18 protein-coding genes, 1 tRNA gene, 1 pseudogene and 1 other annotated feature are annotated in these 18663 nt (G+C 63.9%); of the genes and pseudogenes, 9 read left to right on the forward strand and 11 right to left on the reverse strand.

Going from position 1 to position 18663, the window contains the following annotated elements; genetic code table 11:
- Positions 1-673 (forward strand): ISAs1 family transposase (locus C7I36_RS06470; protein ID WP_146137314.1); only part of this gene is annotated, 673 nt, incomplete at its 5' end.
- A gap of 522 nt (positions 674-1195) precedes the next feature.
- Here the strand turns inward: C7I36_RS06470 and C7I36_RS06475 are convergent.
- The 3 genes from C7I36_RS06475 to dnaQ all read right to left on the reverse strand — a co-directional run bounded on the left by C7I36_RS06475 (position 1196) and on the right by dnaQ (position 3251).
- Positions 1196-1272, reverse strand: a tRNA-Asp gene (locus C7I36_RS06475).
- Between the two features lie 126 nt (positions 1273-1398).
- The gene (locus tag C7I36_RS06480) at positions 1399-2529 is read right to left on the reverse strand and encodes a hypothetical protein (RefSeq protein WP_106452910.1); all 1131 of its coding nucleotides are present in this window, start codon (positions 2527-2529) and stop codon (positions 1399-1401) included.
- On the reverse strand, positions 2514-3251 hold the full coding sequence (gene dnaQ / locus C7I36_RS06485; RefSeq protein WP_106452911.1) for a DNA polymerase III subunit epsilon: 738 nt from the start codon (positions 3249-3251) through the stop codon (positions 2514-2516). Before dnaQ ends, C7I36_RS06480 begins: the two co-directional genes overlap by 16 nt.
- Positions 3252-3382: 131 nt before the next feature.
- Here dnaQ and rnhA point away from each other — a divergent pair, with 131 nt between their 5' ends.
- The gene (gene rnhA, locus C7I36_RS06490) at positions 3383-3844 is read left to right on the forward strand and encodes a ribonuclease HI (protein ID WP_106452912.1); all 462 of its coding nucleotides are present in this window, start codon (positions 3383-3385) and stop codon (positions 3842-3844) included.
- On the opposite strand, the gene C7I36_RS06495 is transcribed toward rnhA, so the two are convergent.
- Entirely contained in the window at positions 3832-4524 is a 693-nt protein-coding gene (locus C7I36_RS06495) for a class I SAM-dependent methyltransferase (RefSeq protein ID WP_106452913.1), read from the reverse strand. The genes rnhA and C7I36_RS06495 overlap by 13 nt on opposite strands.
- A 52-nt stretch (positions 4525-4576) precedes the next feature.
- Between C7I36_RS06495 and gloB the strand changes: the two genes are divergently transcribed.
- Together gloB and C7I36_RS06505 are read left to right on the forward strand one after the other, a co-directional pair.
- Complete coding sequence (gene gloB, locus C7I36_RS06500; RefSeq protein WP_106453051.1) at positions 4577-5347, forward strand: hydroxyacylglutathione hydrolase; 771 nt, start codon at positions 4577-4579, stop codon at positions 5345-5347.
- Between the two features lie 63 nt (positions 5348-5410).
- A complete protein-coding gene (locus C7I36_RS06505; protein ID WP_106452914.1) occupies positions 5411-6814 on the forward strand; it encodes a LysM peptidoglycan-binding domain-containing protein in 1404 nt (467 codons plus the stop codon).
- A 61-nt stretch (positions 6815-6875) separates the two neighbouring features.
- On the opposite strand, the gene C7I36_RS06510 is transcribed toward C7I36_RS06505, so the two are convergent.
- Together C7I36_RS06510 and yciA are read right to left on the reverse strand one after the other, a co-directional pair.
- Complete coding sequence (locus tag C7I36_RS06510) at positions 6876-7706, reverse strand: endonuclease/exonuclease/phosphatase family protein (RefSeq protein WP_181256310.1); 831 nt, start codon at positions 7704-7706, stop codon at positions 6876-6878.
- Positions 7684-8082, reverse strand: coding sequence for an acyl-CoA thioester hydrolase YciA (gene yciA / locus C7I36_RS06515; RefSeq protein ID WP_106452916.1), 399 nt, complete (start codon positions 8080-8082; stop codon positions 7684-7686). The genes C7I36_RS06510 and yciA overlap by 23 nt, the downstream gene beginning before the upstream one ends.
- 82 nt (positions 8083-8164) lie before the next feature.
- Here yciA and yjjX point away from each other — a divergent pair, with 82 nt between their 5' ends.
- Positions 8165-8716, forward strand: a complete 552-nt coding sequence (yjjX, locus tag C7I36_RS06520; RefSeq protein WP_106452917.1) for an inosine/xanthosine triphosphatase — start codon at positions 8165-8167, stop codon at positions 8714-8716.
- Here the strand turns inward: yjjX and C7I36_RS06525 are convergent.
- Both C7I36_RS06525 and C7I36_RS06530 read right to left on the reverse strand, forming a co-directional pair.
- Positions 8670-9479, reverse strand: a complete 810-nt coding sequence (locus tag C7I36_RS06525; protein WP_106452918.1) for a Rossmann-fold NAD(P)-binding domain-containing protein — start codon at positions 9477-9479, stop codon at positions 8670-8672. The two genes, yjjX and C7I36_RS06525, sit on opposite strands and share 47 nt — an antisense overlap.
- Positions 9469-11376 (reverse strand): transglycosylase SLT domain-containing protein, encoded by a 1908-nt coding sequence (locus C7I36_RS06530; protein ID WP_245880053.1) that lies wholly within the window; start codon positions 11374-11376, stop codon positions 9469-9471. Before C7I36_RS06530 ends, C7I36_RS06525 begins: the two co-directional genes overlap by 11 nt.
- 313 nt (positions 11377-11689) lie before the next feature.
- Here C7I36_RS06530 and hpf point away from each other — a divergent pair, with 313 nt between their 5' ends.
- Positions 11690-12019 carry a ribosome hibernation-promoting factor, HPF/YfiA family gene (hpf, locus tag C7I36_RS06535; protein WP_106452919.1) on the forward strand — a complete coding sequence of 110 codons (330 nt, stop codon included), beginning with the start codon at positions 11690-11692 and terminating at the stop codon, positions 12017-12019.
- A gap of 133 nt (positions 12020-12152) precedes the next feature.
- Positions 12153-12273 (forward strand) — a sequence feature (Phe leader region).
- A gap of 36 nt (positions 12274-12309) precedes the next feature.
- Positions 12310-13473: pseudogene (locus tag C7I36_RS17725) on the forward strand (chorismate mutase); the annotation flags it as partial.
- 772 nt (positions 13474-14245) lie between these two features.
- Here the strand turns inward: C7I36_RS17725 and tyrA are convergent.
- Complete coding sequence (tyrA, locus tag C7I36_RS06545) at positions 14246-15376, reverse strand: bifunctional chorismate mutase/prephenate dehydrogenase (RefSeq protein WP_106452921.1); 1131 nt, start codon at positions 15374-15376, stop codon at positions 14246-14248.
- A gap of 121 nt (positions 15377-15497) precedes the next feature.
- Positions 15498-16568: a 3-deoxy-7-phosphoheptulonate synthase gene (locus C7I36_RS06550; protein WP_106452922.1), complete on the reverse strand. Its 1071-nt coding sequence runs from the start codon at positions 16566-16568 to the stop codon at positions 15498-15500.
- A gap of 238 nt (positions 16569-16806) precedes the next feature.
- On the opposite strand from C7I36_RS06550, the gene C7I36_RS06555 reads away from it, so the two are divergent.
- Both C7I36_RS06555 and C7I36_RS06560 read left to right on the forward strand, forming a co-directional pair.
- Positions 16807-17100, forward strand: coding sequence for a hypothetical protein (locus tag C7I36_RS06555; RefSeq protein WP_106452923.1), 294 nt, complete (start codon positions 16807-16809; stop codon positions 17098-17100).
- A gap of 76 nt (positions 17101-17176) precedes the next feature.
- Positions 17177-17773 carry a DUF502 domain-containing protein gene (locus C7I36_RS06560; protein WP_106452924.1) on the forward strand — a complete coding sequence of 199 codons (597 nt, stop codon included), beginning with the start codon at positions 17177-17179 and terminating at the stop codon, positions 17771-17773.
- Positions 17774-17836: 63 nt separating this feature from the next.
- Here the strand turns inward: C7I36_RS06560 and C7I36_RS06565 are convergent, their stop codons facing one another.
- Positions 17837-18625, reverse strand: coding sequence for an MlaA family lipoprotein (locus C7I36_RS06565; protein WP_281258133.1), 789 nt, complete (start codon positions 18623-18625; stop codon positions 17837-17839).
- Positions 18626-18663 lie beyond the last annotated feature (38 nt).

An 18663-nucleotide genomic window follows, 5' to 3' on the forward strand; every position in this document is an offset into this window, starting at 1 on the left:
GTCCAAGAAGGGAGAAATCGCGACGGTCCGGGACATGCTGGATATGCTCAACCTCAACGGCGCCGTGGTGACCCTGGATGCGCTGCACTGTCAGCGGGAGACCCTGGAAAAAATCCAGGACAAAAAAGCCCATGTCGTGGTGCAGGTTAAACACAATCAGCCCACGCTACGCAAAGCCGTCCAGTCTCAGTTCCAGACGGTCTTCGACGCCCGCAAAGAGAAAGTGGTCGTTGAGCACAAGGAAACCGGTCATGGTCGTAAGGAAGAGCGCTATGTCTTTCAATTAAAAGCAAAACTACCTGCAGAGCTGGCAGAAAAATGGCCGACTATCCGCAGTATTATCGCCGTTGAACGGCACCGCACCATCGATGGCAAAGGGACGGTGGATACCTCTTACTATGTCAGCTCCATGTCGCCCAAACATAAGCTGCTGGGGCACTACATCCGCCAGCACTGGCGGATAGAAAACAGTCAACATTACGTTCTGGATGTGGTGTTCAACGAAGACGCCTCCCGGATTGCCACTGGTGACGCGGTCGAAAACATGGCGTTGTTCCGGCGCTTCGTGATGAACATCCTCAGGCAGAGCGAATGTGGCTCACCGAGCCAGCGCAACAAGCTGAAGCGAGCCAGTTGGAACGACGATTATCGGGCCCAATTATTCTTTGGTTAAATTTACAGCAAAGTGTGCTCCCGCCCTGGCCCGCAGCGACCGGGTTTCGTTAAGTAGGACTGCAGAGTAGTGGAATATACCGACCGTTTACTACTTGTGCTCCAGAGTACGGCAGCACACCAGTTCAGCCACCTTGGGCATGTTTTTCCGTAATCTATTTGGTTGGGCCGCTGTGACCGTTGGAGAAAGTGGTTGCAGAGTGGCTCATCAGGGGATGCCCATGCTCGGACTCTGTAGTTTCTGTAACTTTCCAAGCCGAGCACTCAGTTGCTCGACCATGCCAAGAGCTGAAGTGGTCAGAGGCCAAGTTGTCAATGTAGGTCATATCGGCCCCGTTGTTTTGTGCATACACAAAAACACGTTATCTGCTACTTTGACCCCCGGTCAAAACAGGGTCTGGGTCACGAAATGGTCACGGTGTGGTCACGAGGGGTGATTTGACAGGTTGAGCAAGGGGGATTTTACTAAAGGCAGAAAAGCAAAAAGCCCTTAGCTATCAATCAGCTAAGGGCTTCTTAAATGTGGCGGAGCGGACGGGGCTCGAACCCGCGACCCCCGGCGTGACAGGCCGGTATTCTAACCAACTGAACTACCGCTCCGGTGCTCGGCACATTGCCTTTGAGCGATGTGGATAGTAAGCCGGGCCGGCCATGGGGTCAAGGGTAAACAACCGCCTTTTGAACCGTCCGGATATTTTTTAGCCTCAAGCGACTAAAAAGCATGCTTTATCCTTTTCCGGACCGCCGCCGGCGCCACCACAGGAAGGCCGCCACCGCCAGCAGCAGGGCCGCCGCCATCCCTGTACCCAGCTGGATAATGGGGTTTTTCCACCAGGGCTGCACCGCCGCCGGGGTCTTTCTGGCCACCGCCGGCGCGGCCACCCGCACCACCTGCTCGGGCAGGGCTATCTGGATTTCTCGGCCGGTCACCGTGGTGGCGAAGGCCCGTCCCTGAAAGCGGTAGTTACCGGGCTGGATGGCGGGCGGCAGGGTGATGCTCTTGCCCCGCCCGGTCACGTCGGCCCTTTGCTCCAGGGGATTGAACAGCTGGCCGATAATCTCCAGGCTGTCCGGCTCCAGGTTGCTGTCGAGGGCCAAATCGATGCGCCACTGGCGTTCGTCGCTGGGAGTGCTGAACGACAGGCTCAGGGGCATGGGATGGATCAGCACTTCCTGCTCATAGGCCCGTGCCAGTACCCGGTTGGTGGCCTGGGCCTGGAACAGGTAATTGCCCGGGAGGGCGTCGACCACCACTTCGGCGGTCAGCTTGCCGTCGCCCGGGTATTCGTCCAGCCCGGTACCGTCGTCGGCAAAGGCGCCGATGTGGATTGGCGCCTGCTCAAAGCGCTGCTCCGGCTCGGGCGCGCCGGCGGCGGGGCTCAGCAAGCGGGCATCGAGTGACAGTCCGTCCAGGTAGTAGGCCGCGTCCACCACGGTGTCATCGTGCTTGAGCCAGGCACCCAGCTTGACCACTTCGTTCTGGAACAGCACCGGGGGCAACGGCTCCAGCTCCAGCCGGAACAGGCTGAGCAGGGAAATACCCCGCTCTGCGTTGACTTTGCCGGTAGCCTGCCAGGGGCCGGGCGTGGGCCGCCACAGGGTGATGATGTCGCGCGAGGGGGTGGACACCCAGCTGATGTTGTCCGGATGGCGCTGCTGGTAGTACTTGCTGCCGTCGGGGCGGATCAGGACCACAGGGGCACTCGGCGTTTCCCGCTCGATAAACAGGGTAATCTCGCGGATAGAGGGATCGATGCGGAAGGTATTGTCGAGCCAGCGGGCGTGCTGCTCCTGGGCCAGGGCCGGAGCAGCGGCCAGCACGGCAAGGGCCAGCAGCCGGCTTATTGCGCGCGCCATAGGCAGTTGCCCCCCTTTTTCTGCACCAAATCGAGCCGTCCTTCGTGGGCCTGCAGTTCCGCCTCGCCGGCGCGGATCACCCGCAACGGCGGTCGGCCGGCGGCCAGCCGGCGCAACTCGCCGCCGTTGCCGCCGTCCTGCTGGCCGGTGTCGGTTTGCAGGTTCAGCTTGGTCTGGCCACCGGTCATCATCAGGTAGACGTCGGCCAGGATCTCGGCATCGAGCAAGGCCCCGTGCAGGCTGCGGTGGCTGTTGTCTATGCCGTAGCGGTCGCAGAGCACATCCAGGTTGTTGCGCTTGCCCGGAAACAGACGCCGGGCCAGGGCCAGGGTGTCGGTGATCCGGCACAGCGCGGCCATCCGCTCCGGGCGCCCCATCAGCTGCATTTCATAGTCGAGGAAGCCGACGTCGAAGGGCGCGTTGTGGGCAACCAGCTCGGCGCCTTCGATAAAATGCAGGAATTCATCGACCTTGTCGGTAAAGGACGGCTTGTCGGCGAGGAAATCGTCGGTAATGCCGTGAACCTGGATGGCTTCCTCGTCCACCTTGCGATCGGGCTTGAGATAAACGTGGAAGTGCCTGCCGGTCAGGCGGCGGTTGATCACTTCAACACAGCCGATTTCAATCACCCGGTGGCCCAGGTAGTGGGGCCCGGTGTCCATGTTCATGCCGGTGGTTTCGGTATCCAGTACAATTTGCCGCTGATGGCTCGACTCGATCATCGCTGTCTCCTGTGCACAGTGGTCGCCAGTATAAATAACTGATCCGCCCAGGGCCATAGCGGCGGCGGGCTGGTCCCTCCCCCGCCCCTGTGGCAGACTTGCGCCACGACGCAGATGAAAAACGGATACACATGAAACAGGTTCAGCTTTATACCGACGGTTCCTGCCTCGGCAACCCGGGCCCCGGCGGCTATGGCGCCGTGCTGATTTACCGCCAGCACCGCAAGGAGCTGAGCGGCGGCTACCGCCTGACCACCAACAACCGCATGGAACTGATGGCCGCCATCAGGGGACTGGAAGCCCTGAGCCACGGCTGCGTGGTGGATCTGACCACCGACAGCCAGTACGTCCGCCAGGGCATCACCCAGTGGATCAACGGCTGGAAGCGAAACAACTGGAAAACCGCCGCCAAAACCCCGGTCAAGAACGCGGACCTGTGGCAGCGGCTCGATACCGCCTGCCAGCAGCACCAGGTCCACTGGCACTGGGTCAAGGGACATTCCGGCCATCCGGAAAACGAACGCTGCGACGAGCTGGCGCGGCAAGCCGCCCTGCACGACTGCGACCGGGACGACAGTGGTTATTCGCGCTGACGGGCCATCTCCGGCTGAACGAGGGTATTGGCCACCGGCCGGCGTTCGCGCACCGGGGTGAGCGGGAAGCGGCGTTTGCGCGCCAGCAGCACATATACCGCCGCCGGTGAGGGGCACAGCTGGTGCGGCCGGTGGTCCCAGCCGGGCCACCGGCCGCTAAACCCGATATAGTCTCGCTCGATCACCTCAAATCCCAGCAATTTCAGCCAGTCCTCCACCCGCCCCGGCGCCAGCATCTGGCGCCAGGGCGGCAGTCGGCGGCGCCAGCCCGGCCACAGCCGGGCCAGGCCGGCGCTGCCCCAGGGATTAAAACCGGTCAGCAGCAGCCAGCCGTCGTCCCGCAACACCACTTCGGTTTCGCGCAATACCGCATGGGGATGGAGGCTGTAGTCGAGCACATGGGCCAGCAGGCAGGCATCGAGGCTGCCGGGGGCGAAGGGCATGGCGGTAGCATCCCCCAGCACGTCCATGCCCGCCGCCGGCTGCTGGGCCATGACCACCGCCTGGCGGATGCGGCTGCGCTCAAGCGACAAGGCCGCACTCAGGGCATCCACCTTGAGCAGGTTGAACCCGAACAGGCCGGGAGCCCAGTCATCCAGGCGCTGCTGTATCCGGGTTGCGATGAATTCGCCCCGCGGCAGGCTGCGCCAGCCGTCGGGCGCTGTACTGGCTGTGTTCATGGCGCCTCTGGTAAGCTTTGGCAAAATCCGTTTTACGCAGGACATCTTGATGATGCTTAACGTTAGTCCCCTCAGCGCCTTTAACGATAACTATATCTGGCTGATTAGCAATGGCCGCCAGGCCGCCGTCGTCGATCCGGGCGATGCCGCTCCGGTGCGGACCGCCCTGGCCGAACGCGGCCTGGAACTGACTGCCATCCTGATCACCCATCATCACCGGGATCACACCGGCGGGATCGCGCCCCTGCTGGCGGACTGGCCGCAGGCACAGGTGTTCGCGCCCGCCGCCGAACCCCTGCCGGTCCCCGGGGCGCGGTCGCTCGCCGATGGCGAGCCCCTGGTCTTGCCCGGTATCGGACTGGAGCTGGCCGTCCTGGCCGTGCCCGGCCACACCCTGGGCCACCTGGCCTACCACGGCCAGGACATGCTGTTTTGCGGCGATACCATGTTTTCCGGCGGCTGCGGCCGGCTGTTCGAAGGCACCCCGGTGCAGATGCACCAATCCCTGGCGCGGCTCGCCGCCCTGCCCGGCCATACCCGGGTCTATTGCGCCCATGAGTATACTCAGGCCAACCTGGCGTTTTGCCATGCGGTGGAGCCGGACAACCCGGAGCTGAAAAAATACATGCAAAAGGTAGCCAAACTGCGCCAGCAGGGTATCCCCAGCCTGCCGACTTCCATCGACCAGGAAAAGGCGGTCAATGTCTTCCTGCGCGCCCATCTGGCGGGGGTCCGGGCCCGGGCGCAGCTGCAGGCGATGATGGAGTTAAATGAAGACCACGAGGTGTTCGCGGCACTTCGCCGCTGGAAGGACGATTTTTAACGAACTTGATTAAGCTGCTCACAAAGCATACACTGGCCGCCGTTTTTGTGAGACGCAGACACCATGAGAAGACTCTGTATTTTATCCAGTGCCTTGCTCCTGGCGGGCTGCCAGGCGATGCCGGCCGATTCGGCGCGGCATCCCTATGGCCATCAGGAAACAGGTGGAGGGCAGGCGCACAGCCAGCTCTACCCGAAAGCAGCGGCCTATTCGTCGCTCAAGGTACACAGCAAGGCAGCCGACGGCGGCCGTTACTACAGCAAAGTACCGCACTCGTCGGATAACCGGCGAAACCCGCAGCACGCCGAGGCGGCGCAGCCCAATCTGTGGCTGGCGCTGGCCGATCAGATGCAGCTCGATGTTCCCCTGGATCATCCCAGGGTGGTTGCCCAGCGCAACTGGTACCTGAAACACCCGGCCTATATGCGTTCCGTATCCGAACGCGCCAGACCGTTTCTCTATCTCATCAAGGAAGAGATAGAGAAACGGAACATGCCGATGGAACTGGTACTGTTGCCGGTGGTCGAGAGCACCTTCGATCCCAAGGCCTATTCCCGCGGCCACGCCGCCGGCCTGTGGCAGATGCTGCAGGGCACCGGCAGGAACTTTGGCCTGCATTACGACAGCTGGTACGACGGCCGTTACGACATCATGGCCTCGACCCGGGCGGCGCTCGATTACCTTGAATACCTGCACGACTTCTTCGACGGCGACTGGAGCCATGCCCTGGCCGCCTACAATTCGGGAGAAGGCCGGGTACAAAAGGCGATCAAGGCCAACCGTCGCCAGGGCAAGCCGACCGACTACTGGTCGCTGTCGCTGCCCAAGGAAACCCAGAACTACCTGCCCAAGCTGCTGGCCCTGGCGGATATCCTCAAGCATCCCGGCCATTACGGCATGGACGTGCCCGAAATCCCCAACCGGCCGCAATTGGCGGTGGTCGAGGTGGAAGGCCAGGTGGATCTCAACATGGCGGCCGATCTGGCAGGTGTGAACCGGGGCCAGTTGCGGGCACTCAACCCCGCCTTCAAGCGCACCGCCACCTCGCCGGCGCGCAACGCCGAAATCCTGGTGCCGGTACGCCATGCCCAGAGCTTTGAGCTGGCCATGGCCGACCTGCCCGAGCAGGATCGCAAGTCGTTCCAGCGCTATCAGGTGCGCGGCGGCGACAACCTGGGGCTGATCGCCCGCCGTCACGGCACCAGCGTCGACGCCATCCGCCAGGCCAACAACCTGCGCGGCACCACCATAAGGGTGGGCCAGACGCTGATGGTGCCCAACGCCGCCCGGCCGGCACCGGCCACGGCAGAAGACGGTGTTTACCTGGTGCAGGCCGGGGATTCCCTGTCTGCCATCGCCAGCCGCTTCAGCGTCACCATTTCCGACCTGCTGCGCTGGAACCGGCTGTCCGACCAGCACAGCCTGCGCGCCGGCCAGAAGCTGATCGTTTCGGTCAATTCCGGCTGAGGCCAGCGGGCCTGACGCACACAAAAAGGGAGCCGTCAGGCTCCCTTTTTGTGTTCTCCCCTCAGTGGCCGGGCATCCGGAAACCGGCCCGCAGGGGGCCGTGATCCGAGGCCTCGGAACGGGCGCTGTCCACCCATTCCAGCTCCAGCCCGCGATAAAAGATGCCGTCGAGGGCATAGCCCAGAAAGCGGGTGCGCACATCCGGCTCGGGCACCGCCTCGGTCAGCCCCTGGGCCCGGGCCCAGTCGTTGAGCATGCGGTTGCGGCGGGCATTCCAGCGGTTGAAGTCCCCCGCCACGATCACCGGGCCGCCGTGCTCGGCCACTTCCTTGCCAATCCGGTCCAGCTGCGCCTGGTAGGTCCGCCCGCGCAGGGAAAAATTCACTGCATGCAGGTTCACCACCAGCAACTGCTCGGCCGCGCCCTCCAGGGGATAGCGGCTGAACAGCAGCGACTTGGGAACCCGGGTTGCCGGCTCCGCCACCCGCTGGGCACACACCTGGGTCACGTCGCCCGGGGCCGCGGTCAGCACCCCGTTGGGACGTTCGCGCCAGCTGAAGGCCGCCACCTGGAACCAGTGCAGATCCCGCTCGGACAGCCACTGGTACAGGGCCGGCTCGCCGCTGGCTTCCTGCAGCAACAGCAGCTCGGTCTCTTCGGCCCAGCGCGCCAGTTCCGCCTGCCAGTCTCCCTGCTGCTTGTAGATATTCCAGCTCAGCAGGGAAAACCGCGCCGGCAGGGCCCGGAAGTCATTCAGCCCCGGATACAGGCACTCGCCGGCCGACGGCGCGAAACGATCGCTGTGCAGCAGGCCGGCAGGCACCTCGATGCAGCCGGCCAGCAACAGCGCCGCCGCCAGCGCCGTTGCCCTAGTCCCGGTGCTGGACCGCACGGGGGCGTCCGTCCTGATCGATGGCCACATACACAAAGCGGCCCCGGGCCACGCAATAGCGCGGCCCGTTTTCCGGCATCAGTACCGGCTTGACCCAGACCTCGACCTGGATGGTGATAGAGCTGCGCCCGACCCGCACCCGTTCGCCATAGCAGCAAACCACATCGCCCACCTGTACCGGGCGGGAAAACACCATTTCGTCCACCGCCACGGTGCACACCCGGCCCAGGGCGATTTCATTGGCCAGCAGGCTGCCGCCCAGATCCATCTGCGACATGATCCAGCCGCCAAAAATATCGCCGTTGGCATTGGTGTCGGCCGGCATGGCCATGGTGCGCAGCAGCAAATCGCCCCGGGGGCTAGGTTGTTCAGACATGTTTACGAGATTCTCCCATCGGCAATGAAAGTGGCATAATAATCAGCCTTATCCATGGCCGCAATTTGGTATCCAAAAACCCATGAAGGTGATCGTCGCTTCCCTCAATCCAGCCAAGCTGGACGCCGCCCGCCAGGCCCTGGCCCTGCTCTTTCCCGAATACCCGCCCGACATCGCCGGCATGGCGGTACCCTCTGGGGTGGCAGCCCAACCGATGAGCGACGAGGAAACCCGCCGCGGCGCCCGCAACCGGGCCCTGGCGGCGCAACGGCAAGCACCGGGAGCGGATGTGTGGATTGGCATGGAGGGCGGTATCGACCGGGTGGCCGGTCGCACCCTGACCTTTGCCTGGCTGCAGGTACTGGGACCGGGGCTGGACAACGCCGCCCGCAGCGCCAGCCTCACCCTGCCGGCCGTGGTGGCCGAAGCCCTGGCCCGGGGCGAGGAACTCGGCGATGCCATGGACCGGCTGTTCCGGCTGACCAACTGCAAGCAGCAGGGAGGCGCCATCGGGGTGCTCACCGGCAACCTGCTGGATCGGCGCAGCGTCTACCGCGATACCCTGCTGCTGGCGCTGGCGCCGCTGATCAGTCCAGCGGTCTACGCGCTGCCAGCCACGCAAACCAGTCGCTGACTCCGTAGTCCATGCCCAGCCAGCGGCACAGGGCATTGCCGTCGATGGTTTTGCCCTCGCCGCCGCCGTCAAACTCGGGCGGCGGCAGGCCGCGCAACCGGGCCGCCCGCTGGTAAAAATCCCGCCGGGAGGGATGATGGGGGGCACTGACGTTGAGGGTGTCCGGCCAGTCCTCCCGCGCCAGTATGGCGGGAATAAAGCCCAGCAAATCCTCCAGCGCCACCAGGTTGACCGGCTCATCCCCTCCCTCGAAGCGGCGCCCGGCCAAAAAACGGCCCGGATCGCGGCTGCCGCCCACCAGCCCCGACAGGCGCAGCACCAGCACCCGGGCACCGCTGTCGCGCACCGCCTGCTCGGCGGCCAGCATGCGCTCGCCCCGGGCCGAGTCGGCAGCGGCATCCGGCTCGCGCTTCACGCCGCTGCCGCCGTAGACCGAGGTGGCGCTGGTAAACAGTATCCGCCGCACGCCTCCCGCCACCGCCAGCCGGGCCAGGCCGCCCAGGGTGGCCGCATAATCCGCCACCTTGCCCGGCGGAACACAGAGGAGCAGGGTATCCGCCGCCAGTGCCGCCGGCCAGCAGGGCGGCAAGGGCTCGTTAAAGTCCCATACCAGGGCCGCAATACCGCTTTCATTCAGCCATCCGGCCTTGTCGGCCCCGGTGGTCGTGCCGCAAACCCGGGTGCCGCCGGCTTGCAGGGTCCGGGCCAGAGGCTCCCCCAGCCAGCCCAGGCCGAGGATGGCCACGCTGTTGTCAGTAGGCATGATTCAGCTCCGCCGGTTTGAGGAACATCTTGGGCTGGCCCAGCATGTCCTGGTAGATGACCGAAAAGGCCAGCACATTCTGTACATAGCCACGGGTTTCCCGATAGGGAATGTTTTCGACCCAAACGTCCAGCGGCCGGCTGCCGCTCTCGCTCAGCCAGCGGTTAATCCGGCTCGGGCCGGCATTGTAGGCGGCAATGGCCGGGATCCGGTTGCCCTGGTAGCGTTCCAGCAGCTCCTTGAAATAGCTGGATCCCAGTTGCACATTGACCTCGGGGCGATAGACATCGGCCGGCTGGCGGAACTGGGTAATGCCGTGCTTGCGCGCGGTTTCCTTGGCGGTGGCCGGCATCAGCTGCATCAGGCCGCCGGCGCCCACCGGCGAGCGGGCCTGCTCGTAGAAGGCGCTTTCCTGGCGGGCAATGGCAAACAGGGTGGACTCTTCCAGGTTGAGCCGCTGTGCCTGGCGACGGAAAATGTCCCGGTAGACCACAGGGAAACGCAAATCCAGCTGATCCCAGGCCTGGGCCCGGATGCTGGCCAGGATGGACTTGTCGAACCAGCCCCGGTTCAGGGCCAGGGTACCCAGCGCCAGGCGGCTGTTGTCGTCTACCTTGCCCAGCAGGTGATACCACTCGCTGCGGGCCGCCGCCTTGTCGCCCAGGCGCAGCCATTCCGCCACCCGGGCCAGGGCCGGCCAGCGCTGGCGCGCCTCGTCCCAGTGCGGCGCCGGCACCAGCGGCTGCTTGTTGAGGGCAAAGGGCCGGCCACTGCGCTGGGCCGCCAGAAAGCCATAATAATCCCGTTCGCGGGCCGCCCGGGCCCAGGCCTGGTCCGCCGCCGGACCCTGATTGCGGGCCGCCAGCGCCCGTCCCTGCCAGTACAGCCAGCGGCTGTCCTCGCGCGCCGCCTCGGGCAGGCGATCGATCCAGTCGCCGAGATGGCGCCAGTCCTGCTCCCAGATGGCCAGCCGGGCACGCAGCTCAAACAGGGCTTCGGTGCCGATTTCCGGCAACCGGCTGTCGAGCCAGGCGCGATGCTCCCGGGTACGGTTGAACATCAGCCGCTGGGCCAGGCTGCGCTCTATGGCGGCTACCTGCGGGTCGGACAGGCCGAGCTGGCGCCGGTACTGGGGATACAGGTTCATCACCAGACCGGGATCCCGGTCCGCCAGCCGTGCCAGGCCGGCGGCCACCGCCGCCCGGGCACGCTCGTCACGGGCGGTGAAGGCGGCCGGCTGCGCCAGCCGTTCGGGCGCGCCGTCCAGCGCCACCAGACGCTCGCCGGCGACGCGGGCGGACGGCCCGAGCAGGCCGGCCAGGTAGCCGAGCAGCCGGCTCTGGCCGGCCTCGTAGGCCAGCAGCATGCGCTGCCAGATGTGCTCGTCGGTGCGCCCGCCGGCATTTTTCCAGGCGGAAAACAGGGGATCGCAGGCATCGGGCAGGGAATGGCCACTCAGCCACAGCCGCTCGGCCCCGGCGATGGCGCTGGCCCTGTCGCCCCGGGACCACTTGGCCCGGTAATGGGCGCATTGCAGTTCGGTACTGTTGGGCAGCTCGGGATAGAAGTCGAGGAAGTCGTCCCAGCGCTGATCCCGCGCCAGCCGGAACAGGTACTGGCGCTCCAGCCGGTCGGCCAGCAGGGAATCGGGATACTGGCGGATGAAGCGGCGTATCTGGCCCTGGTCCACATGGCGCAGCCGGTCGGTCAGGTAGCGATAGTCGAGGTAAATGGTGAGAGGGTAGTCATCCAGCCCCTGGCGCAGGCGCTGGTAATCGGCCACCTTGTTCTGCTCCAGGGCCCGTTCCGCCTGCTGGTAACGCGCGTGCAGCGGCTCCGCGCGAGCGCTGATGCCCAGGCTCAGCAACAGCAATCCGATTCCGACCCAGTTTTTCACTCTTCAACCCCTTTGCATCTGCGATGGGGATATCCTAAGGAATAGGGCCAGGGCTGCCAATGGGGCCGGAGAAATTCTCCTGGCGCGCCGGACGGCGCACGTCGCAGGGACGGCGATAAAAGGCTAATCCGTTCGAGTCTGGCTCTCTCTCCCCTGTCCTGGCAAGCAGTTTTTGGCGGTAGCATCGGCCGGCTCACAGTTCTCGCCCCCGCGATGCGGGACCCGGCCACAACGTGATATTCATCACAAAATTAATTTACCGCCGGGGTAACCTGACAGCGTGAACCACGAAGCCGCAACCCAGGGGGTCTTTATGTCCATTGCGATTACCAGCCATGTTATCGACATCTCTCCCTCCATTCGTGAACGGATTGAAAGTCGCTTCGAAAAGCTCAATCGGCGCCAGATAGTACTCATCAATCCCCATGTAGTGATCCAGAAGGAAGGCCTGAATTACCTGGTCGAAGCCAAGGCGGGAGTGCCGAACGATACCCTGTTCGCCCAGGCGGAGCACGAGGATCTCTATGCCGCCATCAATGAACTGGGCCAGAAGCTCGAGCGCCAGCTTGGCCGCTACGCCGACAAGCCCCTCTCCCAGCGTGCCCAGGTGGCCCAGCCGGTGGTCGAGGAAGACGAGGACTGAAGCGGGATTTACTGCAACAAGCGGCTGCGGCCGCTTTTTTCATGCCCCCGGCCAAGAAATCCGGGAAAAGGCTTGCCAGCGCCGGTGCTTTTCAGTATTCCTATGGCTGTCATGATTACCGTTGTGAATCCGAGATGCCCCTATCCCTGTTTTTCTTTCGCTTCTTTTTTGCATCCTGAACCGGGAGGCAGCTGTCTGGCAAGAAACAAGCGAAAGACGAACAGCCAAGCCTCCCGCCGGGAGGCTTTTTTATTTATGTGCAGACTCTGGCGTTGAAGGAAGCCCTATTCATGAATCTGGATGAGATCAGAAGCAACATCAGCCGCCTCGATCGGGAACTGCTGGCCCTGCTGGCCAGGCGCAAGGCGCTGAGCCTGGACGTGGCCCGTTCCAAGCTGGAAAACCCGCGCCCGATCCGGGATCAGGAGCGGGAGCAGGCCCTGCTGGTCGCGCTCATCGAACAGGGCCGCCAGCTCGGCCTGGATGCCCACTATGTGACCCGCCTCTTCCACATCATCATCGAGGACTCGGTGCTGTCCCAGCAGGCGCTGCTGCAGGACCTGCTCAACCCCCGGGATCAGGTGCCGGCCATCAGCGTGGCCTTCCTCGGGCTCAAGGGATCCTACTCCAACCTGGCGGCGCGCAAGTACCTGTCCCGCTTTCAGGCGCCGCTTATCGAACACAACTGCGAAACCTTCCAGCAGATTTTCGACACCGTGGAATCGGGCCAGGCCCAGTACGGCATACTGCCCATCGAAAACACCAGCTCTGGCTCCATCAACGACGTCTTCGACCTGATGCAGCACACCAGCCTGTCCATCGTCGGCGAGCTGACCCAGCCCATAGAGCACTGCCTGCTGGTGGCGGTGGACACCAATGTCGGCCAGTTGAAAACCCTCTACACCCACCCCCAGGTGTACCAGCAGTGCTCCCAGTACCTGAAGACGCTGCCCGGGGTCAAGGTGGAGTTCTGCGCCGCCTCTTCCAACGCCATGGAGCTGGTGGCCGGCCTCAAGCGCCCGGACGTGGGCGCCATGGGCAGCGCCGACGGCGGCGAGCTGCACGGCCTCAAACCGCTGGTGCGCGGCCTGGCCAACCAGAAGCAGAACATGACCCGCTTTATCGTGGTGGCGCGCAAGCCCATCGAGGTGGCCGAGCAGATCCCGGCCAAAACCAGCTTTATCATGTCCACCGGCCAGCAGAGCGGCGCCCTGGTGGAAGCCCTGCTGGTACTGCGCGGCCATGACATCACCATGACCAAGCTGGAGTCACGCCCCATCATCGGCAATCCCTGGGAAGAGATGTTCTACGTGGACGTGGCCGCCAACGTCAACAGCCCCGAGATGCAGTCGGCGCTGAAGGAGCTGGGCCGCATCACCCGCTTTATCAAGGTGCTGGGCTGCTATCCCAGCGCCGAAGTGGCGCCCACCCGCATTCCCTCGGCGGCCCTTGGGCGGCGCCAAACAGCGGTGGCGCAGGCCAGTCAGCCGCGCCACAGCCGGGCCTACAAGCAGGACGACACCCGCCTGCAGGTGGGCCGCTTCATCCCCACCCGACAGGAGCCCTTGCTGATTGCCGAGCTGGCCGCCTGGCCGGGCGAGCCGCAGCTGCAGGAAGCCGCCCGCCGGCTCAAGGAAAGCGGTGGCCAGGTGCTGGCCGTATCCTGCTTCGGCGGCGACAGCCAGCAGGCTGGCCAGCGCCTGCAGCAACTGCGCGAGACAGCGGCCCGTTTTGATCTGGCGGCCATGACGAGGGTCGGTTCGGCGGAGGAGCTGGCCCGGGCGGCGGAATGCCTGGATTTGTTGCTGTTGCGTCCGGAGCCGGCCCAGCGCAGCGAACTGCTGACCGCCGCCGGCCGTTGCACCCGTCCGCTGCTGCTGCCACTGGGCAGCGATCCCCGGGCCACCCTGGCCGAGGTCGAACTTATCCTCGGCGAAGGCAACCAGCAACTGGCCCTGCTCGACGAAGAGGGCCTGTCCCTGGAGCGGCTGCTGACCCTGCAGCAGCAGACCCACCTGCCCCTGTTCGGCCGGCTGGCGGACGCCGGACTCGCGCCCGAGCTGGCCCACGCCTTGCGGGAAGCCGGCCTGCAGGGCTTTTGCGTTGCCCTGGCCGAAGACAGCCCGGCAGATACCCTGGCCCCCCTCGCCCAACGGCTGTACCGGGGATAACGCAGACAATAAAAAGAGTAAAAAGGCCCGGGAAACCGGGCCTTTTTTGGTCGCGTCAGTCCGCGTGGTGGCGGCTGTCGTTGGCCTGGGCCAGCAGCAGCCGGCTTTCCTTGAGGAAGGTGTCGGCATAATCGCCGAAGAAGGCGCTCACCGTTTCGAACTGCCCGATAAAAGCCTCCCGCCCGCCGTCTTCCAGCTGCGCCAGCAGCTCGCCGAAGCGGCGGTGATAGCGCCTGATCATCTCCAGGTTACGGGGCGAGGACAAAATGATGTCCGCGTACAGCGCCGGATCCTGGGCGAACAACCGGCCCACCATGGCCAGCTCCAGCCGATAGATGGGCGAACTCAGGCGCAGCAGCTGGGCCAGGTCCGCCTGCTCGGCGCACAGGTGGGCGCCGTAGGCAAAACTGGTGAAATGGCGCAGGGCCTGCACCAGGCTCATGGCCTGGTCGTGCTCCTCGGCGGGCACCGCCTGCAACCGGGCACCCCAGATCCGCATCTGGGCCAGCAGCCACTCGTACTGGTCGGCGCCGCGGCCGTCGCTGTAGATGATCACCTGTTTGGCCAGGCTGGACACATCGGGGCCGAACATGGGGTGCAGCCCCAGCACGGGGCCGGTGTGGGCCTTCTGCATGGCCGCCAGCGGCTCGCTCTTGACGCTGGTCAGGTCCACCAGCAGGCAGTCGGCGGGCAGCGCCGGCAGACGCTCGATCACCGCCACCGTCTGGTCGATGGGGACGGCAATCACCACCAGGCCCGCGTCGCCCAGCAGGGCGTCGGCATCGTTCCAGTCGTCCTTTTCCAGGATCTCGACCGGGTAGCCGGACAGGTGCAGCAGGTGGGCGAACAGGCCGCCGAGCTGGCCGGCGCCGCCGATCACCACCGCCTTGGACAGCTCCGGCTTGATGCACTTGAAGCCGGTGTCTTTTTCGCTGGCGTAGGACTCGCGCATGGCCCGGCGCAGCACATCTTCAATCAGGTCAGGGGGAACCCCCTTCGCCTCGGCTTCCGCCCGGCGCCGGGCCAGCATGGCGGCCTCCCGGTCGGGGGCATAAATGGGCACGCCCTGGCGGCTTTTTACTTCACCCACGCCCGCCACCAGTTTCAACCGGCGGGCAAACAGGTCGACCAGCTGCTGGTCGACCTCGTCAATCTGATCCCGCAGGACCTGCAATTCATCTACCATTGGTTTCCCCAATTACAAAAGCACCGGCCCTTCCCGGACACGGTGCTCTATTATGCCCGCTATCGGCCGGCGACGACAGTCAGCGTCTACGCCCGGGGCCCTTTGATGTCCGTCCCGGGGTTCAGGCGATCCTGGCCTTGAGCGGTGCAAGCAGTTGCTGGTGGCATTTTGCCAGCAGCTCGGCGGTGGTGTCCCAGCCGATGCAGGCGTCGGTGATCGACACCCCGGGACGCATCTCGCTCTTGGGCTGCTCGCTGGACTGGTTGCCCTCGTTCAGGTGCGACTCCAGCATGATACCGAGAATGGAGCTATTGCCTTCCTGTATCTGGTGCACCACGTTTTCCGCCACCAGCGGCTGCAGGCTGTAGTCCTTGTTGGAGTTGCCGTGGCTGCAGTCCACCACCAGCCGGGGGCTCAGCCCGGCGGCGGTCATGGCCTTTTCCGCCAGGGCGATATTGACCGAGTCGTAGTTGGGCTGCTTGCCCCCACGCAGAATGACGTGGCCGTCCGGGTTGCCCTGGGTCACCAGCAGGGCCACCTGGCCTTCCTGGTTGATACCCATAAAGGCATGGGGCTCGGCCGCCGCCTTCATGGCGTTGATGGCGGTGCCCAGGTTGCCGTCGGTGCCGTTCTTGAAGCCGACCGGCATGGACAGGCCCGAGGCCATCTCCCTGTGGGTCTGGGATTCGGTGGTGCGGGCACCGATGGCGGACCAGGAAAACAGCTCCGCCAGGTACTGGGGGCTGATGGGATCCAGCGCTTCGGTGGCCAGAGGCAGCTCCAGCTCCGCCAGCCAGCACAACAGCTCGCGGGCCTTGTGCAGGCCGAGTTCAATGTCGAAGCTGCCGTCCAGGTGAGGATCGTTGATAAAGCCTTTCCATCCGACGGTGGTGCGCGGCTTTTCAAAATAGACGCGCATCACGATATAAAGGCTGTCACGGTAGTCATCATGCAGTTTTTTGAGGCGGGTTGCGTACTCTTTGGCTGCGTCGATATCGTGGATGGAGCAGGGACCGCAGATCACCAGCAGGCGGTGATCCTTGCGATGAATAATATCGGAAATGGTCTGCCGGGCCTGGCCGATGAAGGCCAGCGCCCGGTCGGAGATGGGCAGCTTGGCCTTGAGTTCCGCCGGGGTGATCATCACCTTTTCGGACTGGATATGGATATTATTCAGTGTGTCTTTCTGCATGATGACATCCTCACATGTAAACTAATCATTACAACCAAATTTAAAGAAAAATCATCACTTATTTGACATATGATAATTTCTCTTTTACGCAACCGTCTTCACCATACCAAGGCTGGCCGGGCTTGCAAAGCCCGGGATAGCGCAAAAGCCGCTTATTTTGCTCCCGGGCCGCCGAGTGCGCAGAAAAAAGCCAGGGCCGGCGGCCACGGCATATACTGAGGCGAAGGAGGAACAGGCAATGGACGAACGGGAATACCGGCAACTGGTGGCGGGATTGAGGCGGATACTGGATCACTACGGGGTCGATTACCGCCGCAGCCCGCCCTCCTACAACAACGATACCCTCTACGATCATCAGTGCCGGTTGATCCTCGATGAGATGGCTCGCAGCTGGCACCGCCACTATGGCTACCGCCCCAGTCCGCGGTTGCTGCAAAAGGCGCTGTTTGCCGCCGAGCAGAGCCGGCGGTTCAGCCCGCCCTGGTACGCCCGCTGGCTGCGCCGGCTGGGCTGGCCCTGCGACCACCGCTGACACAGACCGGCGGGCCGGGCTATGATTCGGGCGCCAGTCTGCCATGATGGCGACTCCCCATCCGAGGACACCCGCAATGCAACGATTGATCCGCTTTTTCTTCCAGGGCCTGCTGATCCTGCTGCCGGTAGTGCTGACCGTCTACCTGGTGTACCTGATCTTCACCATGCTCAACGAAACCCTGTTTTCGGCCCTGGGTTCCCTGCTGCGGATAGTGTTCCCGGCGCTGGAAGCCGGCTGGATTTCGGATCTGGCCGGGGGCCTGGTCACCCTGGTGGTGATCATCCTCACCGGCATGTTCGCCTCCTTTTACCTGGGCCGTTTCATGCTGTCGCTGTTCGACCGGGTGCTGGCCAGGATCCCCCTGGTCAAACTGCTGTACCATTCGCTGAAGGATCTGTTCAACGCCCTGCTGGGTGACAACAAACGGTTCGACCAGCCGGTGGTGGTCAGCCTGATGGGGGGCGAGGTCATGGTGCTGGGGTTTATTACCCGGGAAGATATGGCCGAGTTCGGGCTCAAGGGCAAGGTGGCGGTCTACCTGCCCCAGTCCTACAACTTTGCCGGCAACCTGTTGCTGGTGGACGGCGACAAGGTGCGACCGCTGGATGTGCCCGCCGGCGCCGTCACCACCTTTATCGTCAGCGGCGGGGTAACGGGGGCGAAGACGTAAGCTGGAAGCTGGAAGCTGGAAGCTGGAAGGAGTTTGCGCTCTCTTCCGGCTTCCGGTCATTGGTTAGCCGTCAATCTCATCCATAAAATCGCTCAGATCCTCGTCCGGCCTCTCTGCTTCCCGGCCCACCTTGGTGGCCTGGTACTGCAGATAAAAGTCCTTGGTCAGGCCATAAGGATCGAGGGCGTTGTCGATGATGGCTTCGCGGTCGATCAACTGGCTGCGATCGTAGAGCCCCATCAAAGCCCACTTGCCGGCCCGCATGGCGAGACTCATGACGTCATAGGGGAAATAGAGACTGTCCACTACGTCACCGGACAACTGGCGCAGCGTGTAAGGGCCGGCAAAGGGCACCATCAGATAGGGGCCGTCCGAGATGCCGATTTGCCCCATCACCTGGCTGAAATCCTTGGGCTGGGGTGAGAGTGACATTTTTTCGGCCACATCGAAAAAGCCCAGTATCCCCACTGTACTGTTGACCCCAAAACGGGCCAGGTTGGTCCCCGCCCCCGGCAGGTCGCCGGTGATCAGGTGATTGACGAAACTGGCCGGCTCTTCCAGGTTGAGCATCATGTTCTGTACGCCGTCCTTCAGGGGGTCCGCCACATAGTCGGCGTAGGCATGCACCACCGGCCTGACCGCATAGGGCTCCAGCACGTCATAGTTGATGATCCAGGCGGCCCGGTTGACCGGCTCGAAGGGATCCCGGGGATCGGCGGCGGTAGCGCGGGCATAATCCGCCGGCTTGGTGGTAGTAAAGGGATCCTGGTTGGGGGGGACATCCACCCCCTGGTGCGCCGCGCACCCGGTCAGAAAGAGACCGGCGGCGGGTATCAGCATGCGCTGCCACATCATATCTTGCCCTGCTCGTTGTTATCGTTTCTATCCAG

It is taken from the genome of Zobellella taiwanensis (assembly GCF_003012795.1).
Classification (GTDB): domain Bacteria; phylum Pseudomonadota; class Gammaproteobacteria; order Enterobacterales; family Aeromonadaceae; genus Oceanimonas; species Oceanimonas taiwanensis.